Annotated in this window: 15 protein-coding genes; 10 read left to right on the top strand and 5 right to left on the bottom strand. The window is 65.2% G+C overall.

All coding sequences use genetic code 11. The features are described 5' to 3' along the window. Positions 1-25: 25 nt before the first annotated feature. Positions 26-937, bottom strand: a complete 912-nt coding sequence (locus ACSQ86_RS23095; RefSeq protein ID WP_436305208.1) for an alpha/beta fold hydrolase — start codon at positions 935-937, stop codon at positions 26-28. Then, positions 934-1,674 carry a ribosome biogenesis GTP-binding protein YihA/YsxC gene (gene yihA, locus ACSQ86_RS23090; protein WP_093105562.1) on the bottom strand — a complete coding sequence of 247 codons (741 nt, stop codon included), beginning with the start codon at positions 1,672-1,674 and terminating at the stop codon, positions 934-936. The genes ACSQ86_RS23095 and yihA overlap by 4 nt, the downstream gene beginning before the upstream one ends. 71 nt (positions 1,675-1,745) lie before the next feature. On the opposite strand from yihA, the gene ACSQ86_RS23085 reads away from it, so the two are divergent. The 5 genes from ACSQ86_RS23085 (at position 1,746) to ACSQ86_RS23065 (ending at position 7,816) form a co-directional block, all read left to right on the top strand. Then, positions 1,746-2,420: a c-type cytochrome gene (locus tag ACSQ86_RS23085; RefSeq protein ID WP_436293271.1), complete on the top strand. Its 675-nt coding sequence runs from the start codon at positions 1,746-1,748 to the stop codon at positions 2,418-2,420. 103 nt (positions 2,421-2,523) lie between these two features. Beyond that, on the top strand, positions 2,524-4,662 hold the full coding sequence (locus tag ACSQ86_RS23080; protein WP_436305207.1) for a cytochrome c biogenesis protein ResB: 2,139 nt from the start codon (positions 2,524-2,526) through the stop codon (positions 4,660-4,662). Next, complete coding sequence (gene ccsB / locus ACSQ86_RS23075) at positions 4,659-5,975, top strand: c-type cytochrome biogenesis protein CcsB (RefSeq protein ID WP_436305206.1); 1,317 nt, start codon at positions 4,659-4,661, stop codon at positions 5,973-5,975. The genes ACSQ86_RS23080 and ccsB overlap by 4 nt, the downstream gene beginning before the upstream one ends. A gap of 115 nt (positions 5,976-6,090) precedes the next feature. Beyond that, positions 6,091-7,089 carry a protein-methionine-sulfoxide reductase catalytic subunit MsrP gene (msrP, locus tag ACSQ86_RS23070; protein WP_436309642.1) on the top strand — a complete coding sequence of 333 codons (999 nt, stop codon included), beginning with the start codon at positions 6,091-6,093 and terminating at the stop codon, positions 7,087-7,089. An 88-nt stretch (positions 7,090-7,177) separates the two neighbouring features. Then, positions 7,178-7,816 carry a sulfite oxidase heme-binding subunit YedZ gene (locus tag ACSQ86_RS23065; protein WP_436306341.1) on the top strand — a complete coding sequence of 213 codons (639 nt, stop codon included), beginning with the start codon at positions 7,178-7,180 and terminating at the stop codon, positions 7,814-7,816. Here ACSQ86_RS23065 and lysA read toward each other — a convergent pair. Continuing rightward, a complete protein-coding gene (gene lysA, locus ACSQ86_RS23060; RefSeq protein ID WP_436305204.1) occupies positions 7,806-9,086 on the bottom strand; it encodes a diaminopimelate decarboxylase in 1,281 nt (426 codons plus the stop codon). The genes ACSQ86_RS23065 and lysA overlap by 11 nt on opposite strands. Further along, positions 9,083-9,325: an LPS translocon maturation chaperone LptM gene (gene lptM / locus ACSQ86_RS23055; RefSeq protein WP_436305203.1), complete on the bottom strand. Its 243-nt coding sequence runs from the start codon at positions 9,323-9,325 to the stop codon at positions 9,083-9,085. Before lptM ends, lysA begins: the two co-directional genes overlap by 4 nt. 94 nt (positions 9,326-9,419) lie before the next feature. Here lptM and ACSQ86_RS23050 point away from each other — a divergent pair, with 94 nt between their 5' ends. The 3 genes from ACSQ86_RS23050 (at position 9,420) to cyaY (ending at position 10,398) form a co-directional block, all read left to right on the top strand. Continuing rightward, positions 9,420-9,617 (top strand): hypothetical protein, encoded by a 198-nt coding sequence (locus tag ACSQ86_RS23050; RefSeq protein ID WP_436305202.1) that lies wholly within the window; start codon positions 9,420-9,422, stop codon positions 9,615-9,617. Further along, positions 9,610-9,891, top strand: a complete 282-nt coding sequence (locus ACSQ86_RS23045; protein ID WP_436293277.1) for a BrnA antitoxin family protein — start codon at positions 9,610-9,612, stop codon at positions 9,889-9,891. Before ACSQ86_RS23050 ends, ACSQ86_RS23045 begins: the two co-directional genes overlap by 8 nt. Positions 9,892-10,065: 174 nt before the next feature. Next, positions 10,066-10,398 (top strand): iron donor protein CyaY, encoded by a 333-nt coding sequence (gene cyaY / locus ACSQ86_RS23040; RefSeq protein WP_436305201.1) that lies wholly within the window; start codon positions 10,066-10,068, stop codon positions 10,396-10,398. Between the two features lie 3 nt (positions 10,399-10,401). Here the strand turns inward: cyaY and ACSQ86_RS23035 are convergent, their stop codons facing one another. Beyond that, the gene (locus tag ACSQ86_RS23035; RefSeq protein ID WP_436305200.1) at positions 10,402-12,807 is read right to left on the bottom strand and encodes a penicillin-binding protein 1A; all 2,406 of its coding nucleotides are present in this window, start codon (positions 12,805-12,807) and stop codon (positions 10,402-10,404) included. Between the two features lie 240 nt (positions 12,808-13,047). Between ACSQ86_RS23035 and ACSQ86_RS23030 the strand changes: the two genes are divergently transcribed. Both ACSQ86_RS23030 and ACSQ86_RS23025 read left to right on the top strand, forming a co-directional pair. Next, the gene (locus ACSQ86_RS23030) at positions 13,048-14,127 is read left to right on the top strand and encodes a pilus assembly protein PilM (RefSeq protein ID WP_093106143.1); all 1,080 of its coding nucleotides are present in this window, start codon (positions 13,048-13,050) and stop codon (positions 14,125-14,127) included. Further along, positions 14,124-14,744 carry a PilN domain-containing protein gene (locus tag ACSQ86_RS23025; protein WP_436305199.1) on the top strand — a complete coding sequence of 207 codons (621 nt, stop codon included), beginning with the start codon at positions 14,124-14,126 and terminating at the stop codon, positions 14,742-14,744. The genes ACSQ86_RS23030 and ACSQ86_RS23025 overlap by 4 nt, the downstream gene beginning before the upstream one ends.

The following is a 14,744-nucleotide window of genomic DNA, read 5'->3' as shown; positions in this document are numbered from 1 at the left end:
GGGGCGGCCCGGCGGCGGCCGCAGTCTATTGATTGCGCTGCAGGAAGGCCTCGATCTCGCTCGCGACGTACTGCGGCTGCTCGTGCACGATCCAGTGCGTGGCGCCGGGCACCTTCTTGATCTCGAGCTTCGGCACGTACTCTTCGAGTCCTTCGAGCAGTCCCGGCAATAGCGCGGCGTCATCGAGTGCCCAGAAGACGAAAGTGGGCACCTCCACAACGAGGCGCTCACGTGGCAGCGTCGGAATCTCGGACGGCTTGCCGGGCAAGGCCGGCTTCATCGGCGTGACCCGATAGAGGTTGCAGGCGCCGGTGAGGCCCGCGTCCCACACCTCGCGGTACTTGTTCTTGACTTCTTCGGTCAGCCAGCCGAAACCGTCGGCACCGGCCTTCATCTGCGTGAAGGAGAGCCACATGCGCTTGTAGTCGTCGGCAGAAAGCAGCGCTTCGGCATCGGGCCGCGCGAGGAAGTTCATGTAGGCGCTCGCGGCCTGCTGCGCGGGATTGTTCAGCAGCTCGCGCGTGAAGGTGCCCGGATGCGGCGAATTGATGATGACCAGGCGGCCGAGCTTGTCCGGGTGCTGGTTGGCATAGCCCCAGCCGAAGGCGCCGCCCCAGTCGTGCGCCACCAGGGCCTCGATGCGACCGTCCGCGTTTTCGCTTTGGGCGAGCTGCTCGATGTCCTGCACCAGCAGGTGCGCGCGGTAGGCCGATACCTCGGTGGGCGAGCTCGATTTCTCGAAGCCGCGCAGGTTCGGCGCCACGCAGCGGTAGCCGCCGTGCTCGGGGCTCGCGAAGTATTCGAGCAGCTCGTCCCAGATGAAGGCGGCCTCGGGAAAGCCGTGCAGGAACATCATCAGGGGGCGGCCGGGTGCGCCCGCGGCGCGGCAGCTGAGCGTGGTGCCGTTGGGCAGCGCGCGCGCAAAGGTTTCGATCATGGCTCGTTGTCTCCTTCTTCTGTCGGTTCTGCGGGCTGCTCGTTCTGCGGATGGGCCCAGCGCCACAGCAGTTCGGCCGCCTCGTCGACTCCCTGTTGCTTCAAGGCCGAGAACAGTTTGACCTCGCCGCCGCCGGCCTGCAGTCGCGCAATCGACAGCGCCTTGGCGCCTTCGGAGCGCGTGAGCTTGTCGGCCTTGGTCAGGAGCACCAGGAACTTGAGGCCTTGCTCGACCCGCGGGCGGATGACTTCCAGCAGGATGTCGTCGAGCTCGGTGAGGCCGTGGCGCGGGTCGCACATCAGCACCACGCCGCGCAGGTTCTCGCGCGTCATCAGGTAGTTGCCCATGACGCGCTGCCAGCGCAGCTTGGCCTCGCGCGGCACGGCTGCGTAGCCGTAGCCGGGCAGGTCGGCCAGCACGGCGTCGTCGACCTTCTGCTTGCCGACGCCGAACAGGTTGATGTGCTGGGTACGGCCTGGCGTCTTGGAGGCGAAGGCCAGGCGCGTCTGCTGGGTGAGCGTGTTGATGGCGGTCGACTTGCCGGCGTTCGAGCGCCCGACGAAGGCAATCTCCGGCAGGTCGAAGGCCGGCAGGTGTTCCAGCTGGGGCGCACTCGTGAGGAAGTGCGCAGTGTGCAGCCAACCGCGTGCGACGCGGATGCGTTCGGCGGCCGCGGCATCGACGACAGGGGCCTTGCGGGAAGGGGGAGTGGCCGGCAGGCGCCGCGGGGTGGTCATCGATGAGCTTTCGGAACGGGGCGCCATTGTAGAATCGCGCGGTTTTGCGCCATAAATCCAAGCCCCCCGCTATGAAGTTGTTCGCTCATTTTCTGCTCGCAGCCCTCATGGGCGCCGCCGCCAGTACCAGCTTCGCGGCCGATGAGCCCGGGGCCAAGCCGGCTGCCGAGGCGCCTGCCAAGGCGCCCAAGCCCGATCCCGCCAAGGGCGACACCATCTTCAATGCCGCGCCGGCCAACAGCCAAAGCTGCGCCTCGTGCCACAACGCGGACGGCAACTCGGCCATCCCGGCCAATCCCAAGCTGGCGCAGCAGCACCCCGAATACATCCTCAAGCAGTTGCAGGACTTCAAGTCCGGCAAGCGCAAGAGCGCCATCATGAAGCCGCTGGCTTCGGCGCTGTCCGACGAAGACATGCGCAACATCGCCTGGTTCGTCGGTTCCAAGAAGGTCAAGACCGGTTTCTCGAAGGAGAAGGACCTGGTGTCGCTCGGCGAGAAGATCTACCGCGGCGGCCTGGGCGATCGCCAGATCCCGGCCTGCGCCGGCTGCCACAGCCCCAACGGTGCCGGCATCCCGGCCCAGTACCCGCGCCTGGGTGGCCAGCATGCCGACTACATCGTGCAGCAGCTCACCCTGTTCCGCGACGGCGGGCGCCTGAATGCTGCGCAGATGACCGGTGTGGCCGCCAAGCTCAACGACCGCGAGATCAAGGCTGTGGCCGACTACATTGCCGGGCTGCGTTGATTTCCGGCGCGCAAGCGTGAACTAACCGCCGATAACAAACCCAAACAAGGCGGGCCGATCCAGCGAGGATGGCCCGCCTTTTTGCTTTCCACGATTCCCCTTCATGTCAGTTTCCACCCACGGCCTTCGAGTCCGGCGCGGCCCCCACGTGGTCCGCGCGGCGGTGGAGCTCATGTCGTCGATGCGCTTCGCGATCGCGCTGCTCACGGTCATCTGCATTGCATCGATCATCGGCACCGTGCTCAAGCAGCACGAGCCGATCAACAACTACGTCAACCAGTTCGGGCCTTTCTGGGCCGAGGTGTTCCGCGCGGCCAGGCTCGATTCGATCTACAGCGCCTGGTGGTTCCTGCTGATCCTGGCCTTTCTGGTGATCAGCACCTCGCTGTGCATCGCGCGCAATACGCCGCACATCTTCAAGGACCTGAGGACTCTCAAGGAAGGCATCCGCGCGCAAAGCCTCAAGGCTTTCGGCCAGCGGGCCGAAACGGTTCTCGACGAAAGCCCGGACGCCGCGGCCAACCGCATCGGCCAGTTGCTGGCGGGCGGCGGCTGGAAGGTCAAGCTGCAGCACCGCGACGGCGACGGCTGGATGGTGGCCGCGCGCGCAGGCGGCGCCCACAAGCTCGGCTACATCGCGGCGCACAGTGCGATCGTGCTGGTGTGCCTCGGCGGCCTGCTCGACGGCGACCTGATCGTGCGCGCCCAGACCTGGTTCAACGGCAAGAGCGTCTACACCGGCGGCGGCCTGATCGCGGACGTTGCGCCACGGCACCGCCTGTCGCCCAGCAACCCGACCTTTCGCGGCAACATCCTGGTGCCCGAAGGCGGACAGGGCAGCGTCGCGATCCTGAACCAGGCCGACGGCGTGCTGCTGCAGGACCTTCCGTTCTCGATCGAGCTCAAGAAATTCATCGTCGACTATTACTCGACCGGCATGCCCAAGCTGTTCGCCAGCGAGGTGGTGCTGCACGACCGCGAGACCGGCGCGCAGGTGCCGGCGCGCATCGAGGTGAACCACCCGGCCAGCTACAAGGGCATCGAGATCTACCAGTCGAGTTTCGACGACGGCGGCTCCAGCGTGAAGCTCAAGGCGGTGCCGATGGCGGCTGCGGCCAAGCCTTTCGAAGTGGAGGGCATCATCGGCAACAGCTCGGAGATCACCAACGGCACCGACCGGCTGACGCTCGAGTACACGGCGCTGCGCGTGATCAACGTCGAGAACTTCGGCGAGAGCGCCGGCGGTGCGATGACCAGCGGCGCCGACGTGCGCAAGGTCGACCTGACGAGCGGCATCGAATCGCGCCTGGGCGCGGCCAACAAGACCAACAAGCCCAAGGTGCTGCGCAACATCGGCCCGAGCATCGGCTACAAGCTGCGCGACGCGGCGGGGCAGGCGCGCGAGTACCAGAACTACATGGTGCCGGTCGATACCGGCGACGGCCAGCCGGTCTTTTTGCTCGGCATGCGCGAGCGGCCGGAGGAGCCCTTCCGCTATTTGCGCGTACCGGCCGACGACCAGGGCTCGATGGACGGCTTCGTGCGCATGCGCGCCGCGTTGGCCGATGCCGACACGCGCACGCGCGCCATCGAGCGCTACATCGCGCGCGCGGCCGATTCCAAGCGGCCCGAGCTGGCCGAGCAGCTGCGCATCTCGGCCGGCCGCGCGCTGGCGCTGTTCGCGGGCACCGAGCGGGCCAAGGCCGACGCGGTGAGCGCCGGCGGCTGGCAGGCGATCGCCGAATTCATGGAAGCGAACGTGCCCGAGGCCGACCGGGAGCGCGCCGGCGCGGTGCTGGTGCGCATCCTCAACGACGTGCTGTTCGAGGTGCTCAATCTGAGCCGCGAGAAGGCGGGGTTGACGGCCTTGCCGGCCGACGAGAAGTCGCAAGCCTTCCTGACCCAGGCGGTGCTCGCCATCAGCGACGCGTATTTCTACCCCGCGCCGGTGGCGATGATGATGACCGACTTCAAGCAGGTGCAGGCCAGCGTGTTCCAGGTCGCTCGCGCGCCGGGCAAGAACGTGGTCTATCTGGGTTGCCTGTTGCTGATCGTGGGCATTTTTGCGATGCTGTACGTGCGCGAGCGCAGGCTGTGGGTGTGGCTCGCCAAGGACGCGAGCGCCAGTGGCACGGCGGCCACCATGGCTTTTTCGGTCAACCGCAAGACCATCGACAGCGATCGCGAATTCGAGCGTCTCAAAGACAAGCTGCTCGCCAGCAGGAAAGACACCGCCCCATGAGCACCACCACCCTCACACTGAACGACGGCTGGCTTTCGCGCCGCAACGCCTTCGACTGGGTGTTTGCCGCGCTGGTACTGGCCGGCGGACTGTTCGCGTTCTCGCGCTATGTCGGCGCGATGGACATCTACGAGAAGATCATCCTGCTGGCGGCGATGCCCGCCGCCATCTGGCTCGGCTGGTTCTGGCGGCCGCTGCGCGTGCTGGCGATCGTGGTGGCGGCAGCCGCGCTGCTGGGCATCGCCTCCTACCAGGGCGACCTGGCGCGTGCCGACACGGTGTTCTGGCTCAAGTACTTGCTGTCCAGCCAGTCGGCCATCCTGTGGATGAGCGTGCTCTTCTTCATGAGCACGTTGTTCTACTGGATCGGCTTCTTTGCGGCCAAGCAGGCCGACACCATGGACCTCATCGGCTCGCGCCTCGCATGGGCGGCCGTCACGATGGCGCTGATCGGCTCCATGGTGCGCTGGTACGAAAGCCACCAGCTCGGGCCGGACATCGGCCATATCCCGGTCAGCAACCTCTACGAGGTGTTCGTGCTGTTCTGCTGGCTGACGGCGACCTTCTATCTCTACTTCGAATCGCGCTACGGCACGCGAGCCTTGGGTGCCTTCGTGATGCTGGTGGTCAGCGCCGCGGTCGGCTTCCTGCTCTGGTACACGCTGGTGCGTGAAGCCCACGAAATCCAGCCGCTGGTGCCGGCTTTGCAGAGCTGGTGGATGAAGCTGCATGTGCCGGCCAATTTCATCGGCTACGGCACCTTTGCGCTGGCGGCGATGGTGGCCTTCGCCTACCTCATCAAGGAGCAGGCGCAGGAGACCCGCTGGTACAAGCTCACGCCGATGTGGCTGCTTGGCGTGGCGCTGTGCTTCGTGCCCGTGGCGTTCCGCCAGCGCGTGCAGGAAGCCGGCGGCAGCTACTGGTTCGCCTATGCGGCCATCTCGGCATTGATCGCCGCCGGCATCCTGCTGGGCCGCAAGCGCATCGCCGCGCGGCTGCCGGCCAACGAGGTGTTGGACGACGTGATGTACAAGTCCATCACGGTCGGCTTTGCCTTCTTCACCATCGCCACCGTGCTCGGCGCCCTGTGGGCGGCCGACGCCTGGGGCGGCTACTGGAGCTGGGACCCGAAGGAAACCTGGGCGCTGATCGTCTGGCTCAACTACGCGGCCTGGCTGCACATGCGGCTGGTCAAGGGCCTGCGAGGCACGGTGGCAGCCTGGTGGGCGCTGGGCGGGCTGGCGGTGACGACCTTCGCCTTCCTGGGGGTCAACATGTTCCTGAGCGGATTGCACAGCTACGGCACCTTGTAGGAGCGACCCGCGGGTTTTCGCGGTGAAGTGAAACCGGATGAACGCCTGGCGCGTAACCGAATCAGCATTGGGAACGAACTCCCTCAAGCACAACCATCCAGGCGAAAGGCGATCCATGTTGATTCACTCCCGCGACAAGGGCTTCATTCACCCGCATTCCAGCGAGATCACGCCGCGCAGCGTCTACGAAGGGCGGCGCGACATGCTCAAGCTGCTGGCGAGCGGCGTCGCCGGAGCGGCCCTGGCCTCGTGGGCCGCGCGCGACGCCCTGGCGCAGGCCACCGCGCCGGGCAAGCTGGCGGCGCTGAAGGGCGCGAAGTCGGCGGTGCCGGGTGCGCAGACCATGGAAAAGCTCACCGACTACAAGGACGCGACGAGCTACAACAACTACTACGAGTTCGGCACCGACAAGGCAGATCCGGCCAAGAACGCCGGCACCCTGAAGACCCGGCCCTGGACCGTGGAGGTCGAAGGCCTGGTCAAGAAGCCGGGCAAGTACGACATCGAGGACCTGATCAAGCTCAGCGCGCAGGAAGAACGCATCTACCGCTTGCGCTGCGTCGAAGGCTGGTCGATGGTGATTCCGTGGGTCGGTTACTCGCTGGCCGAACTCATCAAGAAGGTCGAGCCGCAGGGCAACGCCAGGTACGTGGAATTCGTCACGCTGGCCGATCCCAAGACCATGCCCTTCGTCGGCTCGCGCGTGCTCGACTGGCCCTACGTCGAGGGCTTGCGCATGGACGAAGCAATGCACCCGCTCACGCTGCTGACTTTAGGCATGTACGGCGAAGTGCTGCCCAACCAGAACGGCGCGCCGGTTCGCATCGTCGTGCCCTGGAAGTACGGCTTCAAGAGCGGCAAGTCGATCGTCAAGATCCGCTTTGTCGAGAAGGAGCCCGGCACGGCCTGGAACAAGGCCGCGGCGCAGGAATACGGCTTCTATTCGAACGTGAACCCGAACGTCGATCATCCGCGCTGGAGCCAGGCGACCGAGCGGCGCATCGGCGACGGCGGGGGCTTGTTCGCCAAGCGCCACAAGACGCAGATCTTCAACGGCTACGAGCCCCAGGTCGGCCAGCTCTATGCTGGCATGGACCTCAAGAAGCTCTATTGAAATGGCTGCCCCCATGCTCGGCACTGACGTGTCCTCGCTGCCCCCGAAGGGGGCGCGAGCCGCCTTGGGGCGGCCCGGCGGCGGCTTCGTGAACAAGCTTCTGATGCACCCGGCGGTCAAGCCGCTGGTGTTCGTGCTCTCATTGCTGCCCTTCGCATGGCTGGTCTATGGTGCGTTCACCGATGGCCTGGGCGCCAATCCCGCCGAGTACCTGATCCGCTCGACCGGCGACTGGACGCTGCGCTTCATCTGCATCGTGCTCGCCGTGACGCCGCTGCGGGTGATCACCAAGACCAATGCGCTGGCGCGCTTTCGCCGCATGCTGGGCTTGTTCGCCTATTTCTATGTCGTGGTCCATCTGCTGAGCTACAGCTGGTTCGACATGGGCTTCGACGTTCCGGAGATCGCCAAGGACATCGCGAAGCGCCCGTTCATCCTGGTGGGCTTCTCGGCCTTCGTGCTGCTCACGCCGCTGGCCGCGACCTCGTTCAACCGGGCCATCAAGGCGCTGGGCGCGAAGCGCTGGCAGACGCTGCACAAGCTGGTCTATGTGATCGCCGGGCTGGGCCTGCTGCACTTCTTCTGGATGCGCGCGGGCAAGAACGACTTCGCGGAAGTGTTCGTCTATGCCGCGATCATCGCGCTGCTGCTGGGCTGGCGCGCCTGGAACTTCGCGAGCGGCAAGAAGAGGGTGCAGCGCCCTGCGCTGCGCCCGGTCAGTCGCTGAGCTGTTCGCTGCGCAGCTGGTCCTCGATGCTTTCACGCCGGCGGATCAAGGCGGCACGCTCACCGCTGACCAGCACTTCGGCGGCACGCCCGCGCGTGTTGTAGTTGCTCGCCATGGCCATGGAGTAGGCGCCGGCCGAAAGCACGGCCAGCAGGTCGCCTGCTTCCACCGCGAGCGCGCGGTCGCGGCCGATCCAGTCGCCGCTCTCGCAGACCGGGCCCACGACGTCGTAGCTGACCGTCTCGCCCTGGCGCTCAGCCACCGGAACGATTCGGTGAAAAGCCTGGTACATCGCGGGCCGCGGCAGATCGTTCATCGCCGCATCGACGATGCAGAAGTTCTTGTCCTCGCCTGGCTTGGTGTAGAGCACTTCCGTCACGCAAACCCCGGCGTTGCCGACCAGCGAACGTCCGGGCTCGACGATGAGCCGGCGCCGTCCGAAGCCGCGCGCATCGAGGCGCGCGAGCAGCTGCTGCCACAGCGCATCGGCCGCCGGCGGCGTGTCGCCGTTGTAGTCGATGCCCAGCCCGCCTCCGAAGTCGAGGTGATGCAGTGCAATGCCGGCCTTCTCGATCGCCTCGACCAGGTCGAGCACGCGCTCCAGCGCTTCGAGGTAGGGCGAGGCGTCGGTGATCTGCGAACCGATGTGGCAGTCGATGCCGACGATCTGCAGCCCCTTCAACGACGCGGCGTGCTGGTAGATCGCGACCGCGCGGTCGTGCGCCACGCCGAACTTGTTGCCCTTGAGGCCGGTCGAGATGTAGGGATGCGTCTTCGGGTCGACGTTGGGATTGATGCGCACGCTGATCGATGCGCGCCGGCCTTCTTCGAGCGCGACGGCGTTGAGCACATCGATCTCGGCCTCGCTTTCCACATTGAAGCAGCCGATGCCGGCCGCGAGCGCCTGGCGCATTTCGCTCTTCGTCTTGCCGACGCCGGAGAAGATCACCTTGGCAGGGTCGGCGCCCGCGGCGAGCACGCGCGCGAGCTCGCCGCCGGAGACGATGTCGAAGCCGCAGCCCGCTTCGGCAAAGACGCGCAGCACGCCCAGCGAGGAGTTGGCCTTGATGGCATAGCAGACCAGCGCGTCGCGGCCGTCGAAGCCGCGCTGGTAGGCGCCGAGCGCATCGAGCATCCATTGCTTCGAATAGACGAACAGCGGCGTGCCATGCTCGCGCGCCAGGGTCGAAAGCGGCACGCCTTCGACGTGCAAGGTGCCGTTCTTGCGTGCGATGTGGGGATGTCCCGGAAGGCGCGGGTCGCTGCTCACTTCGTTCCTTCGGTCGTTGCCGGCGCCTGTGGGGGCGAATTGGCGGGCTCGTTGCGCGACGATTCGGGAATCAGCAAACCCGGCAGCGTGGCGCGATTCTTTGCGGCCGGATCGGTCGGAAGATAGAGCGGGCCCTTCTGGCCGCAGCCGGTCAGCGCGACCCCAACGATTGCGAGGCCAATCGCGCTCACTAGAATTTGATGAACATTCAACATGGTGAAATTGTACTTTTCGACCATTGGTCGCTTGGCGGACCTCCTGACCTTCGGGGTTCCAACCAGTGCACCGGGTCAAGTGGCGGTTGAGCATATTTTTTGTAGTAACAAATAATCCTTGCGCAAGGGCACTGACGGTCTGCGCAAGGTCCGTTGGACCCGTCCCGGCATGGGGAAGCGCGGCGGCGTCCGCGTGATCTATTTCAACCGCAACGACCAGGGTGATCTGGTGTTGTTGCTGGTCTATACGAAGGCCAAGCTCGACAACATTGCACCGGCCTTTCTGGTGAAACTGAAGGAGGCGATCAATGCCTAAGATCAAAGACCCCGACGTGATGCAGTTCGAGCAAGATCTGCTCAAGTCCATCGACGAAATGAAGCGCGGCGAACATGCCGCTGTGCATACGCCGGCACAGATCGCTGCGCGCAAGCGTGGCCGACCGGCAGGCAGCGTGAAGGCGGATGTCAAGGTGTCCACCACCATCCGCTTCGATGCGGACGTGCTGGAGGCGCTCAAGGCCTCCGGCCCGGGCTGGCAGACGCGAGCGAACGACGCCCTACGAGCAGACATCCAGGCGGGCCGGCTGTAACGCCCGCTCGTCAGGCCCGGTGGCATGGCTTGGTCACCGTCGAGTTGCGATCGCCAAGCCCACTGCTGCACGACGGATTCGGATTCACGGCAATATCGTGCTTGGAAGCGGTGCCGGAAAGCCCGCTACGAGACCCCTCATCAAGCGCCTGAGCGCGAAGGTACAAGAACTGTAATGGCCGACCCCGAGTACATGGACCGCGCGGAAGCGGCGCTGGCCGCCATCGAGCGCAGCTGCGACCGCATCAACGACGCGACCGACGCCGATATCGACAACCAGCGCGTGGGCGGCATGATCACGATCACCTTTCGCAACCGTAGCCAGTTGGTCGTCAACCTGCAGCCGCCGTTGCGTGAAATCTGGCTGGCGGCCAAGTCCGGCGGCTACCACTACCGGCACGACGGCCGTGCGTGGGTCGACACCAAGACCGGGGAAGAGCTCTTCGGCAACCTGTCGCGCGAAGCGACTGCGCAAGCCGGGCAGCCCTTGCAGTTCGTGGCCGGCTGACGATCAGTTGCGGAAGAGCTCGAGGATGCGGTTGCGCTCTTCCGGCGGAGGTGCCGGACTGACTGGCACGCCCGAGATCGCTTCGGCCGGCGGCGTCGGGCCGGCCTCGACGCCCAGGGTCGCGACGCCTCGGCCCGGTGCATAGTCGTCGTAGTACCACTCGCCGCCGACGTTGACCACGCCGGACGGCGCCGTGTTCAATTCGGCCACCGGCACGCCCTTGATGGCGGTCTCCATGAAGCTGATCCAGATGGGCAGGCTCAGGCCGCCGCCGGTCTCGCGATCGCCGAGCTTGCGCGGTGTGTCGTAGCCCATCCACGCCACCGCGGCCATCGTGGGCTGGAAGCCGGCGAACCATGCGTCCAGCGAGTCGTTGGTGGTGCCGGTCTTGCCGTAGAGGTCGGGGCGCTTCAGCGTGGCTTGCGCCTTGGCGGCCGTGCCGCTGCGCGCCACCTCCTGCAGCAGGCTGTCCATGATGAAGGCATTGCGCTGGGGAATCGCGCGCATGGCTTCGTTGAGCAGCGGAGGCTGCGTCTCCACCAGGACCTTGTCCTTGTGATCGGTGATGCGCGTCACGAGGTAGGGATTGACGCGGTAGCCGCCATTGGCGAACACCGAGTAGGCGGTGGCCATCTGCATCGGCGTGACCGATCCGGCGCCCAACGCCATCGGCAGGTAGGCGGGATGCTTCTCGCGCTCGAAGCCGAAGTTGCTGATCCAGTCCTGCGCGTAGCGCGTGCCGATCGACTGCAGCACGCGGATCGACACCATGTTCTTGGAGCGGGCGAGCGCGCGGCGCAGCGACATCGGTCCTTCGAAAGTGCCGTCGTAGTTCTTGGGCTCCCACGGTTGTCCGCCGGTGGTGCCGGCGTCGAAGAAGAGCGGCGCATCGTTGACGACCGTGCCGGGCGTGAAGCCCTTTTCGAGCGCGGCCGAGTAGATGAAGGGCTTGAAGCTCGAACCCGGCTGGCGCCAGGCCTGCGTGACGTGGTTGAACTTGTTCTTGTCGAAGTCGAAGCCGCCGACCATGGCCTTGACCGCGCCGTCGCGCGGGTCGAGCGCGATGAAAGCACCCTCGACCTCGGGCAGCTGGGTGATCTCCCAGGTATTTTTCGGGGTCTTCACGACACGGATCACCGCGCCGCGGCGGATCCTGATGTTGGGCGGCGCCTTGTCCGAGAGCCCGGACTGCGCGGGCCGCAAGCCGTCGCCGATGATCTGCAGCGTGTCGCCGTTGCCGCGCACGGCGTTGATTTCCTTGGCGCTGGCCCTGAGCACCACGGCTGACATCACATCGCCATTGTCCGGATGATCGGCCAGGGCGTCGTCGACTGCCTCGTCGAGCTCCTTGGGGTCGCTCGGCAGGTCGACGAACTTCTCGGGGCCGCGATAGATCTGGCGGCGCTCGTAGTCCATGATGCCTTTGCGCAAAGCGCGATACGCGGCGGCCTGGTCGGCGGCCACCAGCGTGGTGTAGACCTTGAGGCCGCGCGTGTAGGTGCTGTCGCCATACTGTGCGTACATCAGCTGGCGCACGGTTTCGGCCACGTATTCGGCATGCAGCCGCGTCGGATCCGCGGCGTCGCGCAGGTGCAGCTCTTCCTTCTTGGCTTCTGCTGCCTGTTCGGCCGTGATGAAGCCGGCTTCCTGCATGCGGTCGATCACATAGAGCTGGCGCCCTCGTGCACGAGCAGGGTTGTTGACCGGGTTGTTGGCGCCGGGCGCCTTCGGCAGCCCGGCCAGCATCGCCGCCTGGGCGATCGTGATGTCCTTGAGGGGCTTGCCGAAATAGGCTTCGGATGCCGCCGCGAAACCGTAGGCCCGGTTGCCGAGATAGATCTGGTTCAGATAGATCTCGAAGATCTGGTCCTTGGAGAGCAGGTGCTCGAGCTTGAAGGTCAGCAGCACCTCGTAGATCTTGCGGGTCAGCGTTTTTTCCGAGCTCAGGTAGACATTGCGCGCCACCTGCATGGTGATGGTGGAGGCGCCCTGGCTCTTGACGCGATTCATATTGGCCAGGCCGGCGCGGACCAGGCCCTTGTAATCAACCCCGCCGTGGTCGTAGAAGCGCGCATCCTCCGCCGCCAGCACGGCGTCCTTCATCACCTTCGGGATGGTCGCGATCGGGGTGAGGTTGCGGCGCTCTTCGCCGAATTCGCCGATCAGAGTGCCTTCCGAGGAAAAAACCCGCAGTGGCAGCTTGGGGCGATAGTCGGCGAGCTCGGAGATGTCCGGCAGGTTCGGATAGGCGACGGCCAGCGCGACGGCAATCACACAGACCAGGGATGCCGCCCCGGCCGCAGCGATACCCAAGCCCCACAGCACGATGCGCATGAGCCATGAAAGCCAGGCCGGGCGCGTGGGAGGAGGGGTTCTGGCGGGCCCGTTGGGGCGAGTTTTTTCGGGCATGAAAGGTGGAGAAGTCAGCGCTCATTATAAAAAGGCGACCCCTTCGGACGGCTCTCGGGGCGCGCATAAAACCCAAGTACTCGCATTTGTGACCAAAGTTGCAGAACCGTACTGTTACGTCCCCTTTTGACAACGCTTGTCGCTGGAGTGAGGATTCGCCGCTTGGTTGCCCGTGCACCTCCTGCTAGCATGCAACCACTCGCAAATATTTCCAATCGTTACAAACGGATGGGATCGAACTTGACTGCTTTGGGATCGTTGTTTCGCCGTCAGCCCGCGCCACTGCTCGGGTTGGACGTCAGTTCGTCCAGTGTGAAGCTGGTCGAGCTCGGCCGCGATGCCAGCGGCAAGCTGGTATTGGAGCGTTGTGCGATCGAGCCTCTGGAACGGGGATGGATCACCGACGGCAACGTCGAGAAATTCGACGAGGTCGCCGAAGCGGTGCGGCGCGTTGTCCGCAAGAGCGGCACCCGCACCAAAAACGCCGCTTTGGCGTTGCCGCCTTCGGCCGTCATCACCAAGAAGATCGTTCTGCCGGGCGGCATGAGCGAGCAGGAGCTCGAGATCCAGGTCGAGTCCGAGGCCAATCAATACATCCCCTTTTCGCTGGACGAAGTGAGCCTGGACTTTTGCGTCATCGGGCAGAGCGCCAATTCGGCAGGCGATGTCGAGGTTCTGATCGCCGCGTCGCGCAAGGAAAAGGTGCAGGACCGCCAAGGTTTGGCCGAGGCGGCAGGGCTGAAGGCCATGATTCTCGATGTCGAATCCTATGCTTCGCGCTTGGCCACGGCGCGGCTCATCGAGCAACTCCCCGGCCAAGGCCGCGATGCCGTGGTCGCGCTGTTCGAGGTGGGAGCGTTCACCACGAGCATGCAGGTCTTGCGCAACCAGGAAGTGCTTTACGACCGCGACCAGGCTTTTGGCGGCGCCCAGCTCACCCAGCTGATCGTTCGGCAGTACGGCTTTTCCGCGGAAGAGGCGGAAGCCAAGAAGCGCAGCGGCGATTTGCCCGACGACTACGGTTCGGGTGTGCTGAAGCCCTTCGTGGCAAGCATCGCCCAGGAGATCGCCAGGGCGCTGCAGTTCTTCTTTACCAGCACGCCGCACAACCGCGTCGACTACGTGTTGCTGGCGGGCGGCTCGGCATCGCTCCCGGGGCTGACCAGCGCCGTGACGCGGCAGACTTCATTTGCCTGTTCGCTCGTCAATCCCTTCGACGGGATGGAGATCGGCAGTGGAATCCGGGAGAAGAAGGTGCGCCGTGAGGCCCCGTCCTATCTGACATCGTGCGGCTTGGCGATGCGGAGGTTTCTGCAGTGATTCTGATCAATCTGCTCCCGCACAGGGAGGCTTCGCGCAAGCGCAGGCGAGAGGCCTTCTATGCGACTTTGGGCGCCTCGGCGGTCCTCGGCTGCCTGATCGCAGGTGCGGCATTCCTCTGGTACCAGGCCCAGATTTCCGGCCAGCAAGCGAAGAACAGCTTTCTGCAGTCCGAGATCACCAAGCTCGAAGCGGAGATCAAGGAAATCTCGACCTTGCAGGCCGAAATTGCGGCCTTGCGTGCACGGCAACAGGCGGTCGAAGACCTGCAGGGCGATCGGAATCTGCCGGTGCATCTGCTCAACGAGCTCGTTCGCCAGCTGCCGGACGGTGTCTATCTGACGAGCATGAAACAGGACAACCAGACGGTCACGCTTCAAGGCATGGCGCAGTCCAACGAACGCGTGTCGGAACTGCTGCGCAATCTTGGCAACAACAGCCCGTGGCTGGTCAAGCCGGAACTGGTCGAAATCACGTCCGCGAATATCAATCTGAGTCCGCGTGACCAGCGCCGGGTTGCGAACTTCACCATGCGCATCGGCCTCAAGCGGCCCACGGATGCTCAGAAGGCCGCGGCCGGTGCGGCCACGGCGGCATCGGCTGCAGTCAAGGGATAG

The sequence above is a fragment of the Variovorax sp. LjRoot130 genome (assembly GCF_964253755.1).
Taxonomy (GTDB): Bacteria; Pseudomonadota; Gammaproteobacteria; order Burkholderiales; family Burkholderiaceae_C; genus Variovorax.
Note: the sequence above shows the minus strand (reverse complement) of the source record. Positions and strands in the feature narration are given on the sequence as shown.